The organism is Streptomyces aurantiacus, assembly GCF_027107535.1.
Taxonomy (GTDB): Bacteria; Actinomycetota; Actinomycetes; order Streptomycetales; family Streptomycetaceae; genus Streptomyces.
On record NZ_CP114283.1, the window covers coordinates 6,478,469 to 6,503,723 of the forward strand.

Below are 25,255 nucleotides of genomic sequence, written 5' to 3' on the forward strand. Positions count from 1 at the left end.
CGGCGCCCGGGGCTCTGAGCCCCGGGCGCCGCTCTTCATTCCCCCCGGCCCTGGACGTACTGCCCGGCGTACTCACCGGTGGCCGGGACCGTGGTGATGACGTCGACCATCACGTGGTCCGGCGCCGAGACGATGAAGTGGCGCTGCCCGAACTCCTCCGTACGCAGGGAGAGGAGGACGGGCAGGCCCGCCCCCTCGACCAGCCGGTGGTGCTCGGCGTCCACGTCGTCGACCTCGAAGTTGAGCAGAAGGCCACCCCGGGCGGGGACGCGGTGCCCCTCGGGGATGGTCGGGTGGGTGTGGTCGAGCAGGGCGAGTTCGTACCGCGGGTCGGCGGTGTGCCGCAGGCTCACGTACCAGTCCGCCTCGAAGGTCGTCTCGAACCCGAAGTGACGGGTGTAGAAGTCGCGCGACGCCGCCACGTCACGGGTGGCGATCACCGGGTAGAAACCTCCGAGCCGGGTCTTCATGACATCTCTCCTCCGCTTGGCGTGCCTGCTCCGCACGAACACTCCGTTTCGCATACCCGGGGTATGTGAAAGTGGACGTTAACATACCCCGGGTATGCGAACTCGAGGGGCGGAGCACGGATGGCTGTCAGCAGGGCCGAGCAGCGGGTGGCGACACGACGGGCGCTGCTGGCCGAGGGGAGGCGGCACTTCGCCGCCGACGGCTATCACGACGTGGTGCTCGCGGAGGTGGCCCAGGCCGCCGGGGTCACGAAGGGCGCGGCCTACCACCACTTCGAGAGCAAGGCGGGACTCTTCCGGGCCGTGGTCGCGCAGGTGCAGCACGAACTGGGCGAGCGCGTCGCCGAGGCAGCCGAACGGTACGAGGACCCGTGGGAGCAACTGCGGGCCGGCTGCCGGGCCTTCCTGGCCGCCGGGTCCGACCCCGCGGTGCGCCGGATCCTGCTCGTGGACGCCCCGACCACGCTCGGCTGGGACGAGTGGCGGGCCCTGGACGAGGAGTCCTCCGCCCGGCACCTGACCGAGGCGCTCCAGGCCCTGGTGGAGGCCGGGATCATCGACGACCAGCCGGTGGAGCCCCTGGCACGTCTGCTGTCGGGAGCGATGAACGAGGCCGTGCTGTGGCTGGCACGGTCCGGGGACCCACAGGCCCGGTCACAGACGGAGCGGGCCCTGGACCGGCTGCTGAACGGGCTGAAGGCCTGAGGTCGCGTCACCCGCCTCACTCACGTCCACGGCAACGGCGAGGGGCCACCTCCGAAGAGGTGGCCCCTCGCCGTGGGAGCTGCCGCGGACGGACCGTCAGGTTCCGCCCGCTCCGGCCTTCTTGCGGCTGGTCATGGCCCGCTGGATCAGGATGAACGCGCAGAGCAGCACGCCCGTCGCGATCTTCGTCCACCACGAGCTGAGCGTGCCCTCGAACTGGATGAGGCTCTTGATGAGGCCGAGGACGAGGACTCCGAACAGGGTGCCGATCACATAGCCGGATCCGCCGGTGAGGAGCGTGCCGCCGATGACGACGGCGGCGATCGCGTCGAGCTCCATGCCGGTGGCGTGCAGCGGGTCGCCGGACTGGATGTACAGGGTGAACAGGAGTCCGGCGAGCGCCGAACAGAAGCCGCTCATCGTGTACACGGCGATCTTCGTGCCGCCCTGCGGAAGGCCCATCAGCAGGGCCGACTGCTCGTTGCCGCCGATCGCGTACACCCGGCGGCCGAAGCGCGTGTAGTGCAGGACGTAGAAGGCCGCGGCCAGCACGACCAGCGCGATGATGGCCCCGATCGACAGGAAGGCCCCGCCCAGTGACACCTGGGTCTGCGCCATGCTGCTCACCGAGGAGTCGCTGATGGAGATGGACTCCTTGCTGATGACCAGGCACAGGCCCCTGAAGAGGAAGAGGCCTGCGAGGGTCACGATGAAGGGCTGGATCTCGAAGTTGTGGATCACATAGCCCATCAGGAAGCCGCCGAAGGCGCCCACGGCGAGCGCCATGGGTATGACCACCAGGATCGGCAGGCCCTGACGCTCCACCAGCCATGCCGTGAACATGGTCGTGAAGCCGATCACGGAACCGACGGAGAGGTCGATACCGCCGGACAGGATGACGAACGTGGCACCGACGGCGGCGACCAGCAGGTAGCCGTTGTCGATGAACAGGTTCAGGAAGACCTGCGGTTCGCCGAAGCCGTAGTTGGCGTAGCGGCTCAGTCCGCCGACGTACATCGCCAGGAAGAGCGTGGCCGTCACCAGGACGGGCAGGCGGCGGTCGCCGAGCAACCCGGCGATCCTGCTCGTCGTACGGCTGTCCGGCGCCGGGGGCTTCTGGGTGGTCGTGGTCATCACGACACCTCCATCTTGCGAACGGCCTCGGGCGCCGGGGCGGTCTCCGCCGGAGCCGCGGTGGCCTGCTTGGCGCCTCGCTTCCCGCCGAAGCCGCCGGCACCGAACACCTTGGCGCGGAACTTCGGGGACTGGAGCAGACAGACGACGATGACGACGGCGGCCTTGAAGACCAGGTTGGTCTGGGTCGGCACGCCGATGGTGTAGATCGTGGTGGTCAGCGTCTGGATGACGAGCGCACCGACCACGGTGCCGCCGATGGAGAACCGGCCACCGAGGAGCGAGGTGCCGCCGATCACCACGGCGAGGATCGCGTCGAGCTCGATCCACAGCCCTGCGTTGTTGCCGTCCGCGGCCGAGGTGTTGGAGCTGATCATCAGGCCCGCGATGCCCGCGCACAGCGCGCAGAAGACGTAGACCATGATCTTGATGCGCAGAGACCTGATGCCCACCAGGCGGCTGGCCTCGGCGTTGCCGCCTACCGACTCGACGAGCAGGCCGAGGGCCGTGCGGCGGGTCAGCGCCACGGTGGTGGCCACCACTGCGGCCACCACGAAGATGGAGAAGGGCAGCGTCAGCCAGTAGCCGCCGCCGATCAGCTTGTACGGCTCGCTGTTGATGGTGATGATCTGGCCGTCGGTGATCAGCTGGGCGACACCGCGCCCGGCCACCATGATGATCAGCGTGGCGATGATGGGCTGGATGCCCATCCTGGCCACCAGGAAGCCGTTCCAGAGGCCGCAGACGACCGCGGCCACCAGGCCCAGCGCCATCGCGAGCAGAACCCCGGAGAGGGCGCCCTGGTCGTTCTGGTCGCTGATGTACGAACAGGTCAGTGCCCCGGTGATCGCGACCACCGCGCCGACCGAGAGGTCGATACCGCCGGTGGCGATGACCAGGGTCATGCCGACCGCCACCAGGATGAGCGGCGAGCCGAACAGCACGATCGAGACGAGGCTGCCGTAGAGGTGGCCGTCCGTCATCTTGATCGAGAAGAAGTCAGGAGTGAAGGGAACGTTGACGAGCAGCAGGACGACCAGCACGGCGACCGGCCAGAACAGGTGATGCTGGGTCAGTGCTCGCCATCGGGGAGTGGTGGTCACTGGTGCTCTCCGCTCGCGATGGTCTCCAGGATCCGGGTGGGGGTGATCTCGGGCCCGTTGGCGATCTGCGCCACCAGCTTGCGGTCGCGCAGCACGCCGATGGTGTGACTCAGCCGGAGCACCTCCTCCAGCTCGGCCGCGATGTAGAGCACGGCCATGCCTTCCTCGGAGAGCGAGACCACGAGTTTCTGGATCTCCGCCTTGGCGCCGACGTCGATACCGCGCGTCGGCTCGTCGAGGATCAGCAGCTTCGGCTGGGTGATGAGCCAGCGGGCGAGCAGCACCTTCTGCTGGTTGCCGCCGCTGAGCTGACCGACGCGTGCCTCGGGGTTGGCGGGGCGGATGTCCAGGGCCTTGATGTACTTGGCTACGAGTTCGTCGCGCTGGGCGGCCGGGATGGGCCGGGTCCAGCCGCGGGCCGCCTGCAGGGCGAGGATGATGTTCTCCCGCACCGTCAGGTCGGGGACCAGTCCCTCGGCCTTGCGGTTCTCCGAGCAGAACGCGACGCCCGCGCCGATCGCGTCGTTCGGGGCGCTCATCGAGATCTGCTTCCCGCCGATGCTGACCTTGCCGCTGTCCGGCTGGTCGGCGCCGAAGAGCAGCCGGGCCAGTTCGGTGCGGCCGGAGCCGAGCAGGCCGGCGAGGCCGACGACCTCGCCCTTCTTGATCTCCAGGTCGAAGGGGGCGATGGCGCCGGTCCTGCCGAGGCCGTCGGCCTGGACCAGCGGTTCGCCGACGTCGGCGCGCAACTGGTGGTCGTGGAGCTCCTCCAGCTGGTCCAGGGCCTTGCCGATCATCAGCTGGACGAGCCCGACCTGGTCGAGGTCGCCGACCATGTGCTCGCCGACCAGGGTGCCGTTGCGCAGGACGGTCATCCGATCGCAGATCTCGTAGATCTGGTCGAGGAAGTGCGAGACGAACAGGATCGCGACGCCTTCGTCCCTGAGCTGCCGCATCAGGCGGAACAGTTCGAGGACCTCGTCGCGGTCGAGGCTGGACGTCGGCTCGTCCAGGACCAGCACCTTGGTGCCGGCTCCGGAGCCGTCGCTGTCGCCGGTGCCCACCGACCGTACGATCGCGACCAGTTGCTGTACGGCCAGCGGGTACGAGGACAGGGGCGCGGTCACGTCGATGTCGAGGCCGAGCCGGTCGACCAGCTCCGCCGCGTCCTTGCGCATGCGCTTCCACTGGATGCGGCCCGCGCGCGTGGGTTCACGTCCGATGAAGATGTTCTCCGCCACCGACAGGTTGGGGCAGAGGTTCACCTCCTGGTAGACCGTGCTGATGCCGGCCTGCTGCGCCTGCAGCGGGCTGTCGATCCGCACGGACTCCCCGTCGAGGGTGACCGTGCCGCCGTCGAGCGGGTAGACGCCGGTCAGCACCTTGATGAGGGTGGACTTTCCCGCGCCGTTCTCGCCCATCAGGGCGTGGATCTCGCCGGGGAAGAGACGGAAGTCGACACCCGACAGAGCCCGTACCCCCGGAAATTCTTTGACTATGCCCGTCATCTCCAGGACGGGCAGCGGCTCTGCCATGGCAGCGCTCCTCATGGATTTCGTTCAGGCCCGCAGGGAGCCCCGCGGACAGTCCTCGGGCGGAGGAACTGGCCGGGCGGAGGCTCCCTGCCGGTGGGTGCGGTCGGTCAGTACTTGCGGGTGGGGAGCGCGTCCTTGGCCTGGTCCTGCATGAAGTCGCTCTCCTCGGTCTTGATCCAGCGCTCGACCTTCTCGCCGTCCTTGACCTTCTGCACGACCTCCATCAGCTGGGGGCCGAGCAGCGGGTTGCACTCGACGATGGCGTTGATCTTGCCCTCGGACATCGCGACGAAGCCGTCCTTCACGCCGTCGACCGTGACGATCAGGATGTCCTTGCCGGGCTTCTTGCCGGCCTCCTCGATGGCCTGGATGGCGCCGATGCCCATGTCGTCGTTGTGCGCGAACAGCACGTCGATGTCCGGGTTGGACTGCAGGAAGGCCGCCATGACCTGCTTGCCGCCGGCGCGGGTGAAGTCACCGGTCTGGCTGACGACGATCTTCCAGTCGTCCTTGTGGTCCGCGTCCATGACCTCCTTGAAGCCCTTGGCACGCTCGATCGCGGGAGCGGCACCGGTGGTGCCCTCCAGCTGCGCGATCTTGACGTTGCCCTTGTGGCCGGCCTTCTCGAGGACCTTCTCCAGGATCTTGGCCGCGCGGCGGCCCTCGTCCGTGAAGTCCGAGCCGACCAGGGTCACGAACAGGGACTCGTCGGAGGTCTCGACGGAGCGGTCGGTGAGGACCACGGGGATCTTCTTGGCCTTGGCTTCCTTCAGCACCGCGTCCCAGCCGGTGACGACCACCGGCGAGAAGGCTATGACGTCCACGCCCTGGGTGATGTAGCTGCGGATCGCGGAGATCTGGTTCTCCTGCTTCTGCTGCGCGTCGGAGAACTTGAGGTTGTAGCCGGCCTCCTTGGCCGCCTCCTTCACGGAGTCGGTGTTGGCGCTGCGCCAGCCGCTCTCCGAACCGACCTGGGAGAAGCCGAGGGTGATCTTCTTGCCACCACCACCGCCGCTGCCGGAGTCGGACGTCGACGCACCGTCGTCCTCCTTGGCGCAGGCCGCCAGGCCGCCCGCCGCCGCTACGCCGACCGCCGCCGTGAGGAAGTTCCTTCTGTTGAGCATGTTCTTCTCCTTTGAAGAGCGGGCCCGCAAGGGCCTGCTGGTACGCGCTTGTCACTCGCCGGGACAGGCTGCACAGCGTCCAGCCTGTCGATCATTGTTCGAAATATCGGCCATTCCGGGGCGCGGAGAACGGCCGTGGGGTGCTGGGTCAGACGGGTGGGGCGCCCTGGTCGGAGGTGTACGGGAAGGTGCTGGCGCGGACGACGAGTTGGGGCTCGATGGCGATCCGGAGCGATCCGGACGGCTCCCGGCCCTCGATCAGGTCCAGGAGCAGGGAGATGCTCCGTTTCCCGACCTCCGCGAAGTCCTGCCGGACGGTGGTGAGCGGAGGCGCGAAGAACTCCGACTCCGGGATGTCGTCGAAGCCGACCACCGCGACGTCCTGGGGAGTTCGCACACCCGCTTCACGCAGAGCCCTCAACACCCCCAGTGCCATCTGGTCGTTGGCCACGAAGACCGCGGTCAGCCCTCGGCCCACCCAGCCGGCCAGTTCCTGGCCCGCCCGGTAGCCCGACAGCGGACTCCAGTCCCCCCGCAGGATCAACGGCGGCTCGACACCCGCCGTTTCGAGGGTGGCGCGCCAGCCCGCGGCCCGGTCGGCGGCCTCCTGCCAGTCCTCGGGTCCGGCGAGATGCCAGACCGTGCGGTGGCCTGCGGCCAGCAGGTGACCGGTCGCCAGACGGGCACCCAGACGCTGATCCACGTTGACGCTGGGGATCACCACCTTGGACCCGCTGCCCACGGTCACCACCGGGAAGGGGTGGCGCAGTTCGGCGAGGGCCTCGACCGCCGACCGCTGCGGTGCGATGGCGACGACTCCCTCCACCCCGCCCTCGCTGAGGTGGTCCAGCGCCTCGGACAGTTTGTCGACGGTCAGCTTCCGCAGGCTGACCGTGGAGACGAGATAACCCTCGGCGCGTGCCGCCTCCTCCAGCGCGAAGAGCGTACTGGCCGGACCGTGGAGGGTGGTGTCCGAGGCGACCACACCCAGGGTCCGGGTGCGCCGGGTGGCCAGGGCCCGGGCGGAGGAGTTGCGGCGGTAGCCCATCTCCTCGATCGCGTGCAGCACCTTGGCCCGTGTCTCGTCCCGCACGTTGGGGTGGTCCCCCATCACGCGGGAGACGGTCTGGTGGGACACGCCCGCCAGTCGCGCGACATCGGCCATGGTGGGCGGCCGAAGCTGAGATTGTGCCATGGCCGCACCTCCTTGGCGGTTGTGTACCGGAAAATTCCTGGGCCGTGCCGGGTGCCCCCGCGGGGCGGGGTCCGGCCCGCCACGACGGCAGCCTCACCGCGGGCCGGCCGGCCGGTTCACCGGGTGCGGATCTTCGTCCGGCCCGGTCGCGGATCCGGCCCGTACGAAGGGCTCCGAACACCGCGCCGCCTGCCGGGGAGGCGAGTTGAGGCGCTGTGGACGCCATGGTCGTACCTCCCTGGAAGTCGGCTCGTGATTGCGGACGTCATTGTGAGCGCTAACAATTCATGCCGGTCAAGGGGTACAACAACATGGAGGACGTCACGGTTGCGTAACGCGCCGGAAGCATGCGGAGCCGGGGGGTGACAGTCGGCGGCACGGGTTCGCGGCAAAGGTATTGACGGACTTCGAACACGGCTCTATTTTCAGCATCGAAACTTCGAACCACGAACGAAATATCGGACGTTGCGGATGACCAGTTCCAGCCAGCGGTACGCACACCTCCCCCGGCCATGCTGAGCGGGGCCGTGCCCCCCGCACGCGAAAAGGGCCCCCACAGGCTCTCACCTGCGAAGACCCTTCGCTCTGTCGGGACGACAGGATTTGAACCTGCGACCCCTTGACCCCCAGTCAAGTGCGCTACCAAGCTGCGCCACGTCCCGATGCGTCCCGCCGTGGCGAACCACGTGAAGACGCAGGCAAGACCCTACCGCACACAGGCCCGGCGCCGCCCGAGCCGCCGGGCGGCGCCGCCGCCGCCCGCCCCGACGCGTCCGTCACCTCACGGCGCACGCCCGAGGACCGCCCCACCCGACCGCCTCTTCACACTTCCATCACAATGTGGCCACCTGTTGCCCATGTGCTGGGCCGCGCCTCATCAGCACCTCTACGGTCGTTCCCTCTCGCACAGCCTTGGGGGATTCGTGTCGGAGCATCCGAAGCGGGCAGGTGCGGCGCCGCGTACTACGCCGACTGCGGCGAGGCACGCGCCGCCGGTGCTGCCCCGGTGCGTCGCGGTGAGCCCGGCCATGCCTCGCATCTGGACCGCAACGGGGACGGGACGGGCTGCGACAGCTGAGCCGTTCGGTCCACGAACGGCTCACCCGGGGGGACCTGGCGCGGGAGCAGCGGGACGTCGGCCGGTGCCGGGACCAGGTCGCGTCAGCCGGTCAGGCCGGCCTTCGTGAGCCACTCCTCGGCGACGTCGGCGGAGTCCTCCTTGTCGTTGACGAGCTTCTTCATCATCTGCAGGAGGTCCTCGGTCGTGAGCTTGGCCGAGATGGCGTTGAGAGCCGCCTTGGCCTTCGCGTTCACCGCGGACTTGTAGACGAGGGGTGTGACGTTCTGCGAGGAGAAGAGGTTCTTCGGGTCCTCCAGGACGACCAGCTTGTCCTCGACGATGGCCGGGTCGGTCGTGTAGAGGTTGGCCGCCTGGACCTTGTCGTCCTTCAGCAGCTTCACCAGGGTGCTCTGGGCGCCCGCGTCCAGAGGCTGGAACTTCCCGAACTCGACGCCGTAGACCGCCTTGAGGCCCACCCCGCCCTGCGTACGGGTCTTGAACTCCGAGCCGGCGCCGATGGTCATGTCCTTCGCGACCGGCTTCAGGTCGGCGAGGCTCTTGAGCTTGTACCTGGCGGCGGTCTCGGCGGTGACGGAGACCGAGTCCTTGTCCTCGGCCGTGGCGGAGTCGAGTATCTCCACCGACTTCGGGAGCTTCTGCTTCAGTTCGGCGTTGATGTCCTCCGTGGTGGCGGCGGTGCTCTTCTTGTCGACCGCCGTGGACAGCAGCGCGCCGTTGTACTCGGGGAAGACCCCGATGCCGCCCTTGACCACCTGGTCGTAATAGACCTCGCGGGCACCGATGTCGAACTTGCGGGTCACCTTCAGGCCCTTGTCCTCCAGGGCCTGGGCGTAGATCTCGGCGAGGAGCTGGTTCTCGGGGAAGTTCGCCGAGCCGACGACGATGGACTTGCCCCCTCCGCTGTCGCCGCTGCCGCCCGTCAGCGGGTTGTCGTCGCTGTCGCTCCCGCCGCAGGCGGTCAGGGAGAGAGCGGCGATCATGCCGAAGGCGGTGGCGCGGAACGTGGCTTTCATGGGTGTTTCCTTTCGTGGGAGCCCTCGGGAGCTCTCGGGAACGTGCGAAGGCATGGGGCTCGGAAGGCTCAGGATCGTCTCACCGACGGCCGCAGACCCGGCGAGACGACGACGTGCCGCAGCGCGGTGAAGAGGGCCTGGACGACCAGCGCCAGCGCGACGACGACGGTGGAACCGCCGATGACCAGTTCGTAGTCGTTGCGGGCGAGCCCGTCGACGATGAAGCGGCCCAGACCGCCCAGACCGGGGTACGCGGCGACGGTGGCCGTGGCCACGACCTGGATCGCGGCGACCCTCAGGCCGAGCAGGATCAGCGGCAGCGCCATCGGCACCTCGACCTTCAGCAGGACCTCCCAGCCGGTCATGCCCATCCCCTTCGCGGCGTCCCGGGCGTCGGGATCCACGCCCCGGACTCCTTCGAAGGTGTTGATGAGGATCGGCGGGACCGCCAGCGCCACCAGGGCGACCAGTACGGGAGTGGTGCTGAGCCCGGCGAGGGTCACGACGAGTACGACCAGGCCGAAGGTGGGGATCGCCCGCGCGAGGTTCGCGACACTGGCGACGGCGAACGCGCCTCGGCCGGTGTGTCCGACGAGCAGCCCGAACGTCAGCCCGATCAGGGTCGCGAACAGCAGTGACACGCCGCTGTAGGTGAGGTGTTCCGTGAGCCGGTGCGGGATGCCGTCGTCGCCGCGCCACTGCTGGGACGACGTCAGCCAGTCGCCCACGAGCCGGATCTGGTTCAGGAGGTCGTTCACGCCTTCGCCCCCTTGCCGCGCGCCCAGGGTGTGAGCAGCCGCTGCGCCAGGACCAGCAGCGCGTCGGTGACGAGGGCCAGCAGCATGATCAGTACGGTCGCGGTGATGATCGGGGTCGGGAAGTCGAGCTGGAGGCCCCGGGTGATGTAGTAGCCGAGGCCGCCCTGTCCGATCAGCTGCCCCACCGCGACGAGGCTGATGGAGGAGACCGCCGCGACCCGCACACCGGCGACGACGACGGGCACGGCGATCGGCAGTTCGACCTGGACGACCCGCCGGACCGTACTGAATCCCATCGCGGTGGCCGCCTGCCGTACCGGATCGGGGACGGATGCCAGTCCGTCCACGACGTTGGGTATGAGCACCGACAGCGTGTAGAGGGTCAGCGGGATCATGACGGTGCGTTCGGTCAGGCCCGTGTAGCGGACGAAGATCATGAACAGGGCCAGCGACGGAATGGAGTACAGGACGTTGGCCGCGGTCAGCGTCGGCGGGTAGACCCACCGCCAGCGGTGGCAGAGGATGCCCAGGGGTATCGAGATGATCAGTCCGAACAGCACGGGCAGAAGGCCCAGCCGCAGGTGGACCCCGGTGTAGTGGGCCAGTTCACCGAGGTGGTCGCCGATCCACACCCACCGTACGAGCGGTTCTCCGTCTCTCATCGGTCCCCACCGCCCGTGGTGTCGGCACGCTCGGCGCCCTGCGCGGCCGGGTCGTCCTCGGCGGACCGGGCCCCGGACGCCTTGGCCGTCCTGTCCGCCTCGGCCGCCTCCGGCGCTTCGGCCGGCTCGGCCGCTGCGGTCGCGGCGCCTGCCGCCGCGCCGCCGTCTCCCGTCATCGCGGCGGACAGCTCGTACGCGTCCGCGACGCCGGCGACCGCGCCCTGGGCGTCCACTCCCACCGCCAGCCTGGAGGGCGACAGGAGCGCCGCGTCGAGGGCGGCCCGCGCCGAGTCTCCGACCAGGCTGAACGTGTGGCCGAGCGGTGCCAGGGCTGCGTCCGCGAGGGTTCCGCCGTCCGGGAGTCCGGCGGCGAAGACCCAGCCGAGCGGACGCCGGCCGGCGTCGACGACGAGCACCCAGGGCTCGTCCAGGGCCCGGGCCGCGGCCACGGGGTCGGTCACCGGCAGCACCGGGCCCTCGCGCAGCGGCAGTCCGGCGGCCTCGACGAAGGAGAGCCGGCGAATGCCCCGGTCCTGCCCGACGAAGTCGGCCACGAAGTCGTCGGCGGGCCGGGCGAGCAACCGCTCCGGGGTGTCGAACTGCGCGAGCCTGCCGCCGGTCCGGAACACCGCGATGTTGTCGCCCAGCTTGATCGCCTCGTCGATGTCGTGGGTGACGAACACGATCGTCTTGTGCAGCTCCTTCTGCAGCCGGAGGAACTCCGCCTGCAGTTCCGCCCGGACTATGGGGTCGACCGCGCTGAACGGCTCGTCCATGAGCAGCACCGGCGGGTCGGCGCCCAGCGCCCGGGCCACCCCGACGCGCTGCTGCTGCCCTCCGGAGAGCTGGTAGGGGTAGCGCTTGGCCATCTCGGCCGGCAGCCCCACCAGCTCGAGCAGCTCGGACGCCCGCGCCCGGGCCTTCTTCTTGCCCCAGCCCAGCAGCAGCGGCACGGTCGCTATGTTGTCCAGGACCGTGCGGTGCGGGAACAGGCCGGCGTGCTGGATCACGTAGCCGATCCCCCTGCGCAGTTCGGGGGCGGCGACCTCCCGTATGTCCCGGCCGCGCAGGCTGACCGTGCCGGCCGTCGGGTCCACCATGCGGTTGACCATGCGCAGGGTCGTGGTCTTGCCGCAGCCGGAAGGGCCGACCAGGACCGTGATGCCTCCCTCGGCCAGCTCAAGGGACAGTTCGTCCACGGCTGTGGTGCCGTTGGGATAGTTTTTGCTCACCGCGTCGAATCTGATCAAAGCTGCCCCTTACCCGACTGCATATCGTCATGCAGAGTTGTTCGTGGCTGAATTACAGTCAATCCCCTTTTGTAAACGGGGCGTTACGTTCGTCCGAAGAAAGTGAAAGGGCGCCCGGAATGAGCCCGAATGACCCGGTCTGGTTCACGTTCCTGAACGGTTCGGACATCGAACCACGGGTGCGCCTCACACCCCACACCACCTTCACCGGCCACTTCGACGTCCTGCACGGACACGTCGGCCCGCACGGCCTGACCGACGGGGCCCAGAAGCGCGGTCTCGGCCGGAAGCTGCGTTTCTCATGACACGCCCCTACCCCGCCGGTCCCGGAGCAGTGATCGTCGACGGGCGCACCCTGTCCTGCGAGGACGTCGCCGCCGTCGCCCTGCACGGGGCCCGGGTCGCCCTCGCGGACGAGGTACTCCCCCGGCTCGCGCGCGACCGCGCGGTCGTCGACGACGTGGTCGACCGCCAGGTGCCGACGTACGGCCTGACGACGGGGCTCGGCAGCCGCTCGACCTACGCGCTTCCGCGTGCCGAACTCGCGCGGTTCAGCGTGCGTACCGTGCGCGGGCGGGCCAACGCGGTCGGGGACCCGCTGCCGGCCCCCGTCGTACGCGCCGCCCTGGCCGCCCGCGTCAACGGTCTGGCGGGCGGCGGCAGCGGAGTCCGGCCGGAGATCCTGTCACTGCTCGTCGGCATGCTCAACGCGCGCATCCATCCGCTGGTCCCCGAGGTCGGGTCGATCGGCGCGTCGGACCTGTGCCAGATGGCCCATGTCGGCCTCGTCGTCATCGGTGAGGGCCGCGCCGAGCTCCACGGCGAGGTGCTCGACGGCGCGGCGGCGCTGCGGCGTGCCGGGCTGGCACCCGCCGAGCCGGGCCCGAAGGACGGACACGTGCTGTGCAGTGCGAGCCCCCTGGCCGCCGGCCAGGGCGGCCTCGCCCTCCATGAGACGGCCGCCGCCCTCACCCTCACCCAGGCCGTCACGACACTCACCTTCGAGGGCTTCCGGGCCAACACCGGTCCGCTGGACGCCCGGGTGCTGGGCCTGCGCCCCGCGCCCGGACAGTCCCGGGCGGCCGCGGAACTGCTCGCGTTCCTGGGCGGCGGTGAACTCACGGATCCCCGCCGGGCACGGCGGGTCCAGGATCCGGTGAGCCTGCGCTGTGCGGCGCAGGTGCACGGTGCGCTGCATGCCGCGCTCGACTTCGCCCACGCGGCCCTGGAACCCGAGCTCAACGGCAGCGGCGACAACCCGGTGGTCCTGGCCGGCACCGGTGAGATCCTCTCCTCGGGCAACTTCCACACCCCGGCGCTCGCCCTGGCCTTCGACACCCTCGCGCTGGCCCTGACGCAGACCGCGGCGCTCTCCGCCGAGCGCATGCGGCGCCTGCTCGACCCGGCCCTCAGCGGGCTGCCGGCCAACCTCTCCCCGTACGGCCCGGAGCGTTCCGGCTTCGCACCACTGGCCAAGACGGCGCAGGCACTGGTCGCCGAGATCCGCGTACTGTCCGCGCCGGTGTGCACCGATCCCCGGCACGGCGCGGACGGGGTCGAGGACGACTCGACCAACGCGGCGCTCGGCGCGCGGCGGCTGTCGACGATGCTCGTCCGGCTGCGGCAACTGCTCGCCGTGGAGGCGCTGGCCGCCGCCCAGGCGGTGGACCTGGCCGCGCCCGCCGCCCTCGGGCGGGGACCCGGCGTCCTGCGCCACGCGATCCGCGAGCTCGTCCCGCGCCTGGACGACGACCGGCCCTGCGGACCGGACGTGGACCGGGTGAGCCGTGATGTCCTGGGGTCCGACGAGGTACGAGGCGCCCTGCGCGCCCTGACGGAAGGAGCCGCGTGACCAACGTCGACGTACACCAGCATCTGTGGACCGACTCGTTCGTCGCGGCCCTGCGGGCGCGCGCCGAGCCGCCGTTCCTCGACGGCTGGACCCTGCACACCGCCGGTGAGCCGCCCTACGAGGTGCCGCGCGCCGACCACGACGTCGCCCGGCGCTGCGAACTGGCGGCGGCCGACGGCCTCGGCCGGGCGCTGGTCTCGCTGTCCGCCCCGCTCGGTGTGGAGTGGCTGCCGTCCGGACAGTCGCGGCCGCTGCTCGACGCCTACCACGAGGACGCGGCCGCGCTGCCCCCGCCCTTCGGTGCCTGGGCCGCCGCCTGTGTCCGGGACATCGACCCCGATGTGACGGCCGGCGTCCTCGACCGGGGATTCGCCGGCCTCCAGCTGCCGGCGAACGCCCTGGCGGACGCGGCCGGTTACGCGCGGTGCGCACCGCTGCTGGACCTGCTCGAGGTACGCGGCCTTCCGCTGTTCGTGCACCCCGGTCCCGCGGCCGGGGCGTCCCCGGGGCCCGGCTGGTGGCCCGCGATGGTGCCGTACGTGCAGCAGATGCACGCCGCCTGGTTCGCGTTCCGGGCGTTCGGCCGGCCCCGTCATCCACGCCTGCGGGTGTGCTTCGCGCTGCTGGCCGGCCTGGCGCCCCTGCACGGGGAGCGCTTCGCCGCCCGCGGCGGGGCGGAGGGCCGCCCGGAGACCGACCCGGACGTGTTCGTCGAGACCTCCTCGTACGGTCCGCGCGCCGTCGAGGCGGTCGTCCGCGTCCTCGGCACCGACGTGCTCGTCCAGGGTTCGGACCGGCCCTACGCCGAACCTCCGCAGAGCCCCGGTTTCGGACTGGGCGGCGCCGCGGCGTACGCCTTCCGCATCGCCAATCCGCGTCGCCTGCTCACCGGCGAGGCCTGACCGCGCCCGGGCGGAGGCCGGCTGCCCGCGCCTACTTCGGCGGGGTGGGTGTGTCGTGCGTGCGGTACATCGCCTGTACGTCCAGTTCCAGCTGGACCGTCGGGCCGACCACCGCGATGCCGCGCGCCAGCATCGAGCGCCAGTTCAACGTGTAGTCCTCCCGGTGCAGCTCCGCCTTGGCGAGGGCCGCGCAGCGCAGTTCCTCGCCGTAGCCGCCGTTCACCGTGCCGAGATAGGTGGTGTCCAGGGCCACCGAGCGGCTGACCCCGTGCATCGTCAGCGAGCCCTGCAGGGTCCACCTGTTGCCGCCGCGGTACGCGAACCGGGTGCTGTGGAAGTCGATGTACGGGAACCGCTCGACGTCAAGGAAGTCTCCCGAGCGGAGGTGGTCGTCGCGCGTCCGGTTGCCGGTGGTGATGCTCGACGCGTCGATCCGGACGTGGACGCGGGAGCCGGACATGTCCTGGGCGACCTGGATGCCGCCGTCGAAGCGCTCGAAGCGGCCGTGCACATGGGCCATGCCGACGTGCTTGGCGATGAACCGGATCGCCGTGTGGGGCGGGTCGAAGAGCCAGGTGCCCGGCGCGGGCAGTTCCAGCCGGCGGGCGGTCTGCAGCCAGATCCGCTCCGCGGGAGCGGCGGGCCCGGCCACCACGTCGACCGTCTCGCGGTGGGGATGCAGGCCCTCGGCGGCGATCATCAGGCTGTACCGGCCGGGCGGCAGCGCGGCGAGGAACAGGCCGTACGGATCCGTGGTGCCGCGGGCCGCGACGCGGTGCGTGTCCAGCGCGGTGACCGTGACGTCGGCCGCGCCCATCGGCTGGCCCATCGGGTCGACGACCTCACGGCTGACGGCGCCCGCGCCCGGCGGGAGAGGAAGCGAGACGCCCGTCGCGCCGGCTGCGGAGGCTCGGCCCGGCCGCCGGAACCGAAGGAGTGCGAGGGCCATGGTGTTCACCTTTCATCACCTGCGTCAGAGCCCCGGCGAAAGCGCACGGAGCTCATGACGATCTTGGACCAGGACGTGCGAAGGCGGGTGTCTCAATACGAGACACCCGCCCCCGGGGCGACGGCATCACCGCCCTGGTCGTCACGGCCCGGCGGTCACACGGTGACCCCGTCGATCTCGAAGGTCTGCACCGAGGCGGCGGCGAACGGCACGCTCAGCCGCTTGCCGTTCAGATAGGTGTCCGAGCGTGCGGTGTAGAGGTCCCCGCCGCCGGAGGTGAGCGTGTTCCAGCGTCGTACGAGTCCGCCGCTGCCGCCGGTGACCTGGCCGAAGCGGGACAGGTCGAAGGTGAGCGTCTGCGCGGCACCGGAGTTGACGGCCACGACGACGAGGCGCTTCTGCGTCGCGTCGTGAGCGGCGACCGCGTAGCCGACGCCGGTGTCGAGGATGGTCATCCCCGGCCGGATGTGGCGGCTGAACTGGGCCATCACGTAGTACTTGGTCTGGACGGCGGTCGGCTGCAGCGTGTTCTGGTCGTACGCGATCATCGCCCAGCCGGAGGAGGGGTCCATCACCTGCCAGTAGACCCAGGCGGTCGGGTGCAGCCAGCGGAAGTCCAGGCACAGGTTGCTCGCCATGGTGAGGCCCGTGCCGTCCTTGTCGCCGGTCTCGGAGTTCCAGAGCTTCTTGCCGGACGTCGTCACCACGTCCGTGTGGAGGAGGTCTCGGCGGCCGCCCGAGCCCTGGTAGCCGTGCACGTTGAACTGGTTCACCAGGGCCTTGGTCGAGGCCCCGAAGGAGTTCCAGGTGGTGCGGGCCAGGTCGTAGCTCGTCTCGTCGGACGCCGAGATCCTGATGCCGGACAGACCCCGCTTGTCGAGTTCGCTGCGCATGTACGGGAGGACGGCCGCCTGGACGGACGCGTCCATGTGGCAGCCCTCCTGCGTGCCGGTGGCGGTCCACCAGCTGGACGAGGGCTCGTTGAACGGGTCGACCGTCGCGAAGTTCACGCCCCAGTTGTTCTTCGCGCGCAGGGCGACGGCGGCCAGGTGGGAGGCGTGCTGGCGGTAGTTCCAGGTCTGGAGGTTGTTGCCGCCGCCGGACGCGCCGGACGGGTTGTGGTTGCTGCACATCCACCACATGGGTGAGTTGGCGAACAGCTCGGAGACCGCGCCGCGCTGGGTCGCCTTCGTCAGGGCGGCTCGCTGGTTGGCGTCCGCCGTCCAGTCCCAGGCGGAGGAGGCGGGGTCCTCGTTGTTCCAGTCCTGCCAGAAACCCTCGATCTGCTTGAACGCCGGGATGTTGGGCGAGGCGACCATGGACTGGCCGCCCACGCTGTTCGGGCTGCACGCGCCCAGGTTGTAGCGGGCGATGTTCATACCGAGACCGGGCAGGTTCCTGCCGCCGTACGCCACGGACTTGGTGGTGAAGAAGATGTCGGCGAAGTCGTCACGGGCGCCGAACACGTTGGCCCACCACGCGAGGGAGGTGCCCCAGCCCTCCCAGCGCCCGTAACTGGTACCGGGGTTGACCGCGACGGTCGCGTCGGCGCGGGCGGTGCCCGTCGCCAGTGCGCTGCCGAGCAGCGTGCCGCCCGCCGCCGCCAGCAGTGATCTACGCTTGATCATGGAATCTCCTGTCGCGCCCATGCCACAACCTGCTTGAAGAATGAGGCGGGGACAAACGGTTGTCGATACGCATGACAGCGCTTTCTCCTTTCGAAGACTTGCGAACGCTCGCGCCCCGCGGCTTCACGGACGCCCCAGCCGTCACGGCATCGGTCGGCCCGGCGGCGTGCACGGCCCCCGGCGGGCGGACAGCGGAACGGGCGCCCGCGCCGCCGCAGCGGCACGAGCGCCCGTCCTCGCTCGGCGTGCCCTCAGGGGAGCGCCCGTCTCACCACCGAGGGAGCCTGCGCTCGTACTCGGGGTGGACCCGCCGCATGTAACCGGTGTCGTCCCGGCCCTTCATGCCCGCGTCGAGGTGGACCCGGTGCAGCCGCTCCAGGGCGTCGTGGTCGAGTTCGACGCCCAGCCCGGGGCCGGTGGGGACCTTGACCGCGCCGTCCCGCAGCTCCAGGACGCCGGGTACGACCACGTCGTCCGCGAAGTTCCACGGGTAGTGGGTGTCGCAGGAGGTGTCGAGGTTGGGGATCGAGGCCGCCACATGGGTCATGGCGGCGAGGCTGATGCCGAGGTGCGAGTTGGAGTGCATGGACAGGCCGATTCCGAACGCCTCGCAGACGGCGGCGAGTTCACGGGTGCGGCGCAGTCCGCCCCAGTAGTGGTGGTCCGTGAGCAGGACCTGGATCGCGTTCTGCTCGACGGCGGGCCGCAGGTGCTCCCACGCGACCACGCACATGTTGGTGGCCAGCGGCATGGGTGAGGTCTTCGCGACCTCGGCCATGCCGGCGATGGTGGGCGTCGGGTCCTCCAGGTACTCGAGCACGCCCTCCAGTTCACGTGCCACGTACTGCGAGGTCTCCACGGTCCAGGCCGTGTTGGGGTCGAGGCGCAGCGGCCGGCCGGGGAAGGCGCCGGCGAGCGCCCTCATCGCGGCGATCTCCTCGTCGGGCGGGAACACGCCTCCCTTGAGCTTGAACGACTCGAAGCCGTACCGCTCCCGCATCAGCCGGGCCTGCTCGACGATGCCGGCCGGGTCGAGGGCCTCGCCCCAGTCGTCGCCGACGGCCGGTTCGCCGTCGAGCGCCGGGTGTTCGGCCCACTTGTAGAAGAGGTAGGCGGCGAAGGGCACGCAGTCCCGGACCCTGCCGCCCAGCAGGTCACTGACCGGGCGTCCGAGGAGTTTGCCCTGTGCGTCGAGGCAGGCGACCTCCACGGCGGAGGTGGTCCAGCCGCGCTCGTGGGAACTGGGCACGGTGGGCGTCAGCGCGACGTCGATCGCGGCGGAGACGGCCGTGGTGTCGAAGACGTCCATGCCGACGACCGCCCGCGCGGCGGCCTCCAGTCGTTCGAGGCGGACGTCGCCGCCGGTCGACTCGCCGAGGCCCACCGTGCCGTCGTCCAGGACGAGTTGCAGGACCACGCGCAGGGCGAGGGGCTCGTGCACACCGCTGGAGTTGAGGAGCGGCGGGTCACGGAAGGCGATCGGCGTGACGATCAGTTCTCGGATCCGGCTGTCGGTCGTGGTCATGCGCGGACTGCCTCCAGGCCGTGGTCGATGAGTTTCGCCAGCCGTGCGAGGTGCTCCGGCGTGGGGTCGAGCAGGGGTGCCCGGACACCGCCGACGTCCAGGCCCCGGATCGTGACGCCGGCCTTGACCAGCGAGACCGCGTATCCGGGTACCTCGTCACGGAGTCGGACGAACGGTCCGTAGAACTCGTCGAGGAGGGTGGTGACCAGCGTTCCGTCGCCCTCGTCGAGGGCCCGGTGGAAGGCGAGGGCGATCTCCGGGGCGAACGCGAACACCGCCGACGAGTACAGCTCCACACCGATGCCGCGGTAGGCGGGCGCGGTCATCTCGGCGGTGGGCAGCCCGTTGAAGAACTGGAAGTCCTCGGTGCCCGGCACCGCCCGTACGGCCCGCACGACGCGGTGCATCTGCTCGATGTCGCCGATGCCGTCCTTGAGCCCGACGACACCGGGCAGGCCGGCGATCTCGGCGGCCGTCTCCGCGGTGAGGCGGGCGGTGCCTCGCTGGTAGAAGACGACGGGCAGTGCGGTGGCCGCGGTGACCTCCCGCACGTATCGCACCAGGCCCTGCTGCGGTGCGCGGACCAGGTAGGGCGGCAGGAGCAGGATGCCGTCGGCGCCCGCCCGCTGGATCCGGGACGCCTGGTCCGCGGCGACCGGCAACGGGCCTCCCGCCGCGGCCAGTACGGGTACGCGGCCCGCGGTCGTGGTCACCGCGACGCGGGTCGCGCGCTCGGTCTCGGCCGGGGACAGGGCGTGGAACTCACCGGTGCCGCAGGCGACGAAGACCCCGCCCGCCCCGGCGGCGACGCCCGCCTCGATGTGCTGGGCGAGCCGGTCCTCGTCGATGCTTCCGTTCGCGTCGAACGGTGTGACCGGAAAGAACAGCACTCCTTGGAACTTCATGTCTCCCTCGTAACTGGGGGGTGTGGGTCAGCCCTTGGTGGCACCGGCGGCGATGCCGGTGACCAGTGACCGCTGGAGGAGCAGGTAGACGACCAGGCTGGGGACGAGCGCGATGACGGCACCGGCCAGCACCACGCCCGAGCCGACCTCGGGGTCGGTGCGCAGGATCGACAGGGCGACGGTGACCGTGTAGTCGGTGGGATCCTTCGCGGCGATCAGCGGCAGCAGGTACTGGTCCCAGATCATGATGAAGCCGAGGACCCCGGCCACCCCGAGCGCAGGCTTGCACAGGGGCAGGACGACCTGCCAGAGCATCCGCAGTTCGCCGACCCCGTCGAGGCGGGCGGCCTCCTCGATCTCGGCGGGGATGTCCTTCATGAACTCGGTCAGCAGCATGACCGAGAAGCCCCAGGCACCGAGCGGCAGGATGACACCCCAGACGGTGCCCTTCAGGTCGAGGCCGACGACCGGGACGTGACCGAGGACCAGCGACAGCGGGATCGCGATGACCTCTTCGGGGAGCATCATCGTGAGCATGAACAGGGTCAGGATCAGGGCCTGGCCGCGGAACCGGTGCCGGGCGAGCGCGTAGGCGGCGAGCACCGACACGGCGAGCTGGAGCAGCAGTCCGCCGCCCGCGATGACGAGCGAGTTGGAGAAGTAGTCCCAGATCCCCCGGTCACCGGCCACGCGGACGTTCTGGAGCGAGGAGTCGTGCGGGAGGAAGGACAGCGACGAGCCGCTGGGGTGTGTGCTGAAGGCGCCGGAGACGATCGTCAGGAAGGGCGCCGCGAAGATCGTGAGGGCGATCGCGCAGAGCGCGATGCGCAGGGCCCAGGCGGGGCCGGGCCGGTCGCTCCAGCCGAGTGCGGTGTCGAAGCGGGCCGGCGTGGCGCGGGTCTGCTTGCCGCGGCGCCCGGCGGAGGGGGCGGAGAGACTGCCGGACGGGGTGCGGACGGGGTCGAGGGCGGGGGCGCTCATCGCACGTCTCCCCTCTTGCGGAGGTGGTTGACCGTGACGGTGAGGAGCAGCGTCACGCAGAGCAGGACGACGGAGGCCGCCGAGGCGCCGCCGATGTCGTTGCGGGTGAAGCCCAGGGTGTACGCGCGGGTCATCCAGACCTCGGTGGACCCGGCGGGGCCGCCTCCGGTGAGGACGTACACCTCGGTGAACACCCGCAGGCCGCGGATCGCGGCGAGGGTGAGGACGATGCCGAGGGCGGGGCGGATCGCGGGCAGCGTGACGTACCGCAGGCGCTGAAGGAGGGAGACGCCGTCCATCGCGGCGGCCTCGTACAACGAGCGGTCCACGCCTGCCAGTCCGGCGAGGAGGATCACCATGTTGTAGGGGGCCGTCATCCAGATGCCCATGGCCATGGTCGCCCACAGGGCCGTCCCGGGGTTGTCGAGGAACGGCACGGGCCCGAGGCCGAGGAAGCCGAGGGCGCTGTTGACGAGCCCGTCGGAGGTCGGGTAGTACATCAGCCGCCACAGCTCGCCGACCACCGCGGTGGCGGTGACGACGGGCAGGAAGACGGCGGTGCGGACGATCTTCAGCGAGCGGGCCTGGCCCTCCAGGAGCAGGGCGAGGAAGAACCCGACGACTATGGCGCCGAGGGACTGGCCGATGCCCAGGAGCAGCGTGTGGCCGATGGCGTCCTGGAAGCGGTGGTCGGTCAGGACCCGGGTGTAGTTGTCGAGTCCGACCCACTGGTCGCCGAGGAAGGGCCGCACCTCGAAGAGGCTGAGCCAGATGCCCTTGCCCATCGGGACGAACTTGAAGACGAGGGCGAGCAGCAGGCCGGGGGCGAGGAACGCCCAGGGGAGCACGGACCTTCTGGTGAGCACTGCGCGGCGCCGGGGGGCTGTGGGGACGGTTGCGGTCATGGCATCAGGTCCTGGTCCTTGAGGTCACCGGCGAGGGTGTCGTCGAGCTCCTTCAGGCCGGCGTGCACGTCACTGCCGCAGTACGTGAACAGCGCGTTGAGGCTGTCGGCGGTGTCCTGCTTGACCGGGGCGAAGTCCGGGGCGTTGGGGAACTGCTCGGAGCTCTCGCGGTACGCCTTCTGCACCACGCTCCAGCGCGGGTCGTCGCGCACCTTCGCCGCGTCCAGCGTGGTGTTGACGGGGATGCGGACGACGGGCTGGTTCCTGCCCGTCATGGCGAGCTTCTGGCCCTCGGGTGAGACGAGGAACGCGGCGAGCGCCCTTTCCTGCTTCGTCTTTCCGGTCTTCGCCCCGAAGTAGACGTTCTCCCCGTCGGCGAGCACGTCGGAGCCCGCCGGGCCCGCGGGGGCGGCCAGGACCTCGTACCTGGCCTTGCCGGGCGTCTGGTCGAAGGTGGCGATGTTGTAGGGGCCGGTGAGGTACATCCCGGCGTTGCCGTCCTGGAAGTTGGTGGCGTTCGCGGTGACGGACGTCAGGGCGGCGGGCTGGACCACGTTCTCGTCGCCGCAGAAGAGGTTGTCCTTCATCCAGGTCACGGTGCGTACGGCGGCGGCCGAGTCCATGGCGGGGCGGTAGCCGCCGTCGCCGTCCGGCTCGATGATCTTCGCGCCGCCCTGCCACAGGTAACTGGCGCCCCACCAGGCGGCGTAGCCGTTCTGCGCGCTGCCGGGCACGACCATTCCGTACGTGTCCTTCTTTCCGTCGCCGTCCGGGTCGCGGGTGGCGAAGGCCTTGGCGAGCGTGAGCATGTCCTGCCAGGTCCTGGGCTGCGGGAGCCCGAGCTTCTCGCGCCAGTCCTTGCGGACCATGAGGGTCATGGCCTGCCGCGAGTACGGGATGCCGTAGTGCCTGCCGTCGAGCCCCACGGTGGAGGACCAGGTCTTGGCGTCGATCTGGCGGTGCCCGGCGATCGACGCGGGCTCGACGGGCTTCAGCAGGCCCTGGTGCTGGTAACTGCCCATCAGCGCGGTGTCGTTGATCATGACGTCGGGCAGGTCCTTGGTGGACGCCCGGCTCTGCAGCTGCTGGTCGAAGTTGATGACCGGCTGGTAGTCGATCTTTATGCCGGTCTTCCTGGTGAAGGCGGTGAACACGCGCTCGTAGGTGGCCGCGGAGTCCGGGTTGCTCCGGGTCCAGACCTCCAGCGTGTTCGGGTCGCCGCTGCCGGCGGAGTCGGAACCGGCGCCACAGGCGGTCGTTCCGAACAAGAGCCCCGCCGCGGCGAGCATGGCGGCCAGGCGGCGGCCCCGTCGTACGTCACCCATGGGCACGCACACTCCGTTCATATCCATGAACTTCCTTCACACATCTAGATGGCGCGCAGCCAGCTAAGAAGCGTTTCAGGCGTATGTCAAGACATGGATTGGAGTTTTCACCAGGGCAATACCCGGGCCGGAGGCAGTACCTCCGCACGGGCGGAGGCCATGGCTCCGCATCGGCGCAGGTGACGGTTCCGGCGCGATGGAGGCGGGTTTCCCCCGCCGGACAGGCGAGCGCCCGCTGTGACGCGTGCGGGCGCTGCGCGCTTCTCGCGCCTATTCCGGGAGCGCGGCCCGGGGGTCCTCCCCCGCGTGAGCCGCCCTCAGCACGGTGAGCGCGCCCTCGTGCGTGACCTCGCGCGGATTGGCGTACGCCTGTCCCGCGACCCGCTCGGCCGCGAGCGCCAGGTCGGCCTCCGCCAGGCCGAGAGACGCGAGCGAGCGGGGTGCGCCGAGGCGCCTGGCCAGCGCCCACAGGGCGTGCGGGGCGTCGTCGGTGTCGAGGGCGCGGTCAAGGACACGGACGGCTTCGGGGGCGGCGGGCGCGTTGTACGCGAGGGCGTACGGGAGGACCACCGTGTGGGTCTCGGCGTGCGGCAGGCCGAACGTCCCGCCCAGCACGTGGCAGAGCTTGTGGTGCAGGCCCATGGTGGTCGCGCCCAGGCAGGAACCGCAGAGCCATGCCCCGTAGAGGGCTCGGCTCCGGGCCTCCGGGTCCGTGGGCGAGGCGGCGACCTGCACGAGCGCCGAAGTCATGGCCCGTACGCCCTCCTCGGCCATCAGGGAGACGAGGGGCGAGGTGTCGGGGGCGTACAGCGCCTCGACGGCGTGCGCGACGGCGTTGACTCCGCTGGTGACCGAGAGGGGCACGGGCATGGAGAGGGTGAGGTCGGGGTCGTACACCACGCTGCGCGGGAGCACCGAGGGGTCGCGGCCGGTGCGCTTGGCGCCCTGCTCGGTGAGGCCCCAGACGGGGGTCATCTCGGAGCCGGAGTACGTGGAGGGCACCGCGATCAGCGGCAGACCCGTGCGCAGTGCCATCGCCTTGCCGAGGCCGATCGCGGAGCCGCCGCCGACGGCGACCACACCGTCGGCGCCGGCCGCGCGCGCCGCCTCGACGGCCCGGTCGGCGACCTCGGCCGGGACGTGCATGCGGGCTTCGGCGTGCAGTCCCGCGCACAGCGGGCCGAGCGAGTCCACGACCGTCCGCGCGGTGTCCGCGCCCCTCGCCCCGGACACCACCAGCACCCGCCGCAGGCCGAGCCGTTCGACCTCGCCCGCCGTCGCGGTCACCGAGGCGCCGGGCCGGAAGACGACCCGCGTCGGCCGGGCCTCGTACGTGAAGTTCACGCGGTCGGCCCCGGTGTCAGGACGAGGTCGAAGCGGGCGTGCCGGAAGGGGTTCGGGATGCCGAACTCCCGTGCCAGGGGCGGGTCGTCGGTCTCCGTGAAGTCCTGGACCAGGCTGCGCTTCACCGCGAAGACCGCGTCCGAGTCGAGGTAGTCGCTGCCCGCCACGAAGATGTGCGTGGTGACCGGGGCGTGTCCCTCGGCGGTGGCGATGAAGTGGATGTGCGCCGGGCGGTAGGGGTGCCGGCCGGTGGCGCGGAGCAGGTCGCCGACCGGGCCGTCGGTCGGGATGGGGTACGGGCTCGGCACGCAGGTGCGGAACCAGAACCGGCCCGCGGCGTCGGCGGTGAACAGCCCGCGGCCGTTGCCCGGCGGCTGGGCGTCGGGCCGCTGCACGTCGTAGAACCCGTCCGCGTCGGCCTGCCAGACGTCGAGGACCGCGCCGGGCAGCGGGGTGCCGTCCTGCGACACCACCCGGCCGCTCACCACGCACGGTTCGCCCCCGCCCACCAGGTCGATGTCCGCACCCAGCTCACGGACCGGTGACTCGGTCATGTGGAAGGGCCCGAGGACGGTCGACTCGGTGGCTCCGGAACCGCCGTCCGAGTGCAGCGTCTCCAGGAGCATCGACAGCCCGAGCACGTCCGAGAGCAGGATGAACTCCTGCCGCGTGTCGGTGCACTTCTGCCCGGTCGCCGTCAGGAACTCGACGGCCCGCTCCCACTCCTGCCGGCTCAGCCGCGTCTCCCGCGCGAAGTCGTGGAGGTGGCGGATCAGGCCGGTGAGCAACTCCCGCAGGCGTGGGTCGGTTTCCGCACCGGGACTGCCGACGGCCTCCTCGGTGACGGCGGCCCCGCTGACATCGACGGTCATGACGACTCCTGATCTACCGTGTCCCGCTCGACGACCA

Annotated in this window: 24 protein-coding genes and 1 tRNA gene; 5 read left to right on the top strand and 20 right to left on the bottom strand. The window is 70.5% G+C overall.

Annotated elements, in window-relative coordinates; genetic code table 11:
- Positions 1-35: 35 nt before the first annotated feature.
- Positions 36-470 carry a VOC family protein gene (locus O1Q96_RS31005; RefSeq protein ID WP_269251306.1) on the bottom strand — a complete coding sequence of 145 codons (435 nt, stop codon included), beginning with the start codon at positions 468-470 and terminating at the stop codon, positions 36-38.
- A 120-nt stretch (positions 471-590) separates the two neighbouring features.
- On the opposite strand from O1Q96_RS31005, the gene O1Q96_RS31010 reads away from it, so the two are divergent.
- Positions 591-1,175 (top strand): TetR/AcrR family transcriptional regulator, encoded by a 585-nt coding sequence (locus O1Q96_RS31010; RefSeq protein WP_269251307.1) that lies wholly within the window; start codon positions 591-593, stop codon positions 1,173-1,175.
- 96 nt (positions 1,176-1,271) lie between these two features.
- On the opposite strand, the gene yjfF is transcribed toward O1Q96_RS31010, so the two are convergent.
- The 6 genes from yjfF to O1Q96_RS31040 all read right to left on the bottom strand — a co-directional run bounded on the left by yjfF (position 1,272) and on the right by O1Q96_RS31040 (position 7,928).
- Positions 1,272-2,309 (bottom strand): galactofuranose ABC transporter, permease protein YjfF, encoded by a 1,038-nt coding sequence (yjfF, locus tag O1Q96_RS31015; protein WP_269251308.1) that lies wholly within the window; start codon positions 2,307-2,309, stop codon positions 1,272-1,274.
- A complete protein-coding gene (locus O1Q96_RS31020) occupies positions 2,309-3,412 on the bottom strand; it encodes an ABC transporter permease (RefSeq protein ID WP_269251309.1) in 1,104 nt (367 codons plus the stop codon). The genes yjfF and O1Q96_RS31020 overlap by 1 nt, the downstream gene beginning before the upstream one ends.
- Positions 3,409-4,947, bottom strand: a complete 1,539-nt coding sequence (locus O1Q96_RS31025; RefSeq protein WP_269251310.1) for a sugar ABC transporter ATP-binding protein — start codon at positions 4,945-4,947, stop codon at positions 3,409-3,411. Before O1Q96_RS31025 ends, O1Q96_RS31020 begins: the two co-directional genes overlap by 4 nt.
- A 107-nt stretch (positions 4,948-5,054) precedes the next feature.
- Positions 5,055-6,071, bottom strand: coding sequence for an ABC transporter substrate-binding protein (locus O1Q96_RS31030; RefSeq protein ID WP_269251311.1), 1,017 nt, complete (start codon positions 6,069-6,071; stop codon positions 5,055-5,057).
- 148 nt (positions 6,072-6,219) lie between these two features.
- Complete coding sequence (locus O1Q96_RS31035) at positions 6,220-7,266, bottom strand: LacI family DNA-binding transcriptional regulator (protein WP_269251312.1); 1,047 nt, start codon at positions 7,264-7,266, stop codon at positions 6,220-6,222.
- Positions 7,267-7,854: 588 nt separating this feature from the next.
- Positions 7,855-7,928: transfer RNA gene (locus O1Q96_RS31040), tRNA-Pro, on the bottom strand.
- A gap of 176 nt (positions 7,929-8,104) precedes the next feature.
- Here O1Q96_RS31040 and O1Q96_RS44680 point away from each other — a divergent pair.
- Positions 8,105-8,344 (top strand): excalibur calcium-binding domain-containing protein, encoded by a 240-nt coding sequence (locus O1Q96_RS44680; protein WP_419586975.1) that lies wholly within the window; start codon positions 8,105-8,107, stop codon positions 8,342-8,344.
- An 83-nt stretch (positions 8,345-8,427) separates the two neighbouring features.
- On the opposite strand, the gene O1Q96_RS31050 is transcribed toward O1Q96_RS44680, so the two are convergent.
- The 4 genes from O1Q96_RS31050 to O1Q96_RS31065 form a co-directional block, all read right to left on the bottom strand.
- On the bottom strand, positions 8,428-9,360 hold the full coding sequence (locus O1Q96_RS31050; RefSeq protein WP_269251313.1) for an ABC transporter substrate-binding protein: 933 nt from the start codon (positions 9,358-9,360) through the stop codon (positions 8,428-8,430).
- Between the two features lie 68 nt (positions 9,361-9,428).
- Positions 9,429-10,118 carry an ABC transporter permease gene (locus O1Q96_RS31055; RefSeq protein ID WP_269251314.1) on the bottom strand — a complete coding sequence of 230 codons (690 nt, stop codon included), beginning with the start codon at positions 10,116-10,118 and terminating at the stop codon, positions 9,429-9,431.
- Positions 10,115-10,780, bottom strand: coding sequence for an ABC transporter permease (locus tag O1Q96_RS31060; protein ID WP_269251315.1), 666 nt, complete (start codon positions 10,778-10,780; stop codon positions 10,115-10,117). Before O1Q96_RS31060 ends, O1Q96_RS31055 begins: the two co-directional genes overlap by 4 nt.
- Complete coding sequence (locus O1Q96_RS31065; protein ID WP_269251316.1) at positions 10,777-12,030, bottom strand: ABC transporter ATP-binding protein; 1,254 nt, start codon at positions 12,028-12,030, stop codon at positions 10,777-10,779. Before O1Q96_RS31065 ends, O1Q96_RS31060 begins: the two co-directional genes overlap by 4 nt.
- Positions 12,031-12,149: 119 nt before the next feature.
- On the opposite strand from O1Q96_RS31065, the gene O1Q96_RS31070 reads away from it, so the two are divergent.
- The 3 genes from O1Q96_RS31070 to O1Q96_RS31080 are packed head-to-tail and all read left to right on the top strand — an operon-like array spanning position 12,150 to position 14,784.
- Positions 12,150-12,335: a hypothetical protein gene (locus O1Q96_RS31070; RefSeq protein ID WP_269251317.1), complete on the top strand. Its 186-nt coding sequence runs from the start codon at positions 12,150-12,152 to the stop codon at positions 12,333-12,335.
- Entirely contained in the window at positions 12,332-13,882 is a 1,551-nt protein-coding gene (locus tag O1Q96_RS31075; RefSeq protein WP_269251318.1) for an HAL/PAL/TAL family ammonia-lyase, read from the top strand. Before O1Q96_RS31070 ends, O1Q96_RS31075 begins: the two co-directional genes overlap by 4 nt.
- Positions 13,879-14,784, top strand: coding sequence for an amidohydrolase family protein (locus O1Q96_RS31080; protein WP_269251319.1), 906 nt, complete (start codon positions 13,879-13,881; stop codon positions 14,782-14,784). Before O1Q96_RS31075 ends, O1Q96_RS31080 begins: the two co-directional genes overlap by 4 nt.
- A 31-nt stretch (positions 14,785-14,815) precedes the next feature.
- Here the strand turns inward: O1Q96_RS31080 and O1Q96_RS31085 are convergent, their stop codons facing one another.
- The 9 genes from O1Q96_RS31085 to O1Q96_RS31125 form a co-directional block, all read right to left on the bottom strand.
- Positions 14,816-15,733, bottom strand: coding sequence for a YceI family protein (locus O1Q96_RS31085; RefSeq protein ID WP_269251320.1), 918 nt, complete (start codon positions 15,731-15,733; stop codon positions 14,816-14,818).
- Between the two features lie 155 nt (positions 15,734-15,888).
- Positions 15,889-17,361 carry a glycoside hydrolase gene (locus O1Q96_RS31090; protein ID WP_269251321.1) on the bottom strand — a complete coding sequence of 491 codons (1,473 nt, stop codon included), beginning with the start codon at positions 17,359-17,361 and terminating at the stop codon, positions 15,889-15,891.
- Positions 17,362-17,629: 268 nt separating this feature from the next.
- On the bottom strand, positions 17,630-18,886 hold the full coding sequence (locus O1Q96_RS31095; protein WP_269251322.1) for a glucarate dehydratase family protein: 1,257 nt from the start codon (positions 18,884-18,886) through the stop codon (positions 17,630-17,632).
- Positions 18,883-19,791, bottom strand: coding sequence for a 5-dehydro-4-deoxyglucarate dehydratase (locus O1Q96_RS31100; protein WP_269251323.1), 909 nt, complete (start codon positions 19,789-19,791; stop codon positions 18,883-18,885). The genes O1Q96_RS31095 and O1Q96_RS31100 overlap by 4 nt, the downstream gene beginning before the upstream one ends.
- 27 nt (positions 19,792-19,818) lie before the next feature.
- Positions 19,819-20,772 carry a carbohydrate ABC transporter permease gene (locus tag O1Q96_RS31105; protein ID WP_269251324.1) on the bottom strand — a complete coding sequence of 318 codons (954 nt, stop codon included), beginning with the start codon at positions 20,770-20,772 and terminating at the stop codon, positions 19,819-19,821.
- On the bottom strand, positions 20,769-21,677 hold the full coding sequence (locus O1Q96_RS31110; RefSeq protein ID WP_269251325.1) for a carbohydrate ABC transporter permease: 909 nt from the start codon (positions 21,675-21,677) through the stop codon (positions 20,769-20,771). Before O1Q96_RS31110 ends, O1Q96_RS31105 begins: the two co-directional genes overlap by 4 nt.
- Complete coding sequence (locus tag O1Q96_RS31115; protein ID WP_269253791.1) at positions 21,674-23,002, bottom strand: ABC transporter substrate-binding protein; 1,329 nt, start codon at positions 23,000-23,002, stop codon at positions 21,674-21,676. The genes O1Q96_RS31110 and O1Q96_RS31115 overlap by 4 nt, the downstream gene beginning before the upstream one ends.
- Positions 23,003-23,272: 270 nt before the next feature.
- Positions 23,273-24,346, bottom strand: a complete 1,074-nt coding sequence (locus O1Q96_RS31120; protein WP_269251326.1) for a maleylacetate reductase — start codon at positions 24,344-24,346, stop codon at positions 23,273-23,275.
- Complete coding sequence (locus tag O1Q96_RS31125; RefSeq protein ID WP_269251327.1) at positions 24,343-25,218, bottom strand: dioxygenase family protein; 876 nt, start codon at positions 25,216-25,218, stop codon at positions 24,343-24,345. The genes O1Q96_RS31120 and O1Q96_RS31125 overlap by 4 nt, the downstream gene beginning before the upstream one ends.
- Between the last annotated feature and the right edge of the window lie 37 nt (positions 25,219-25,255).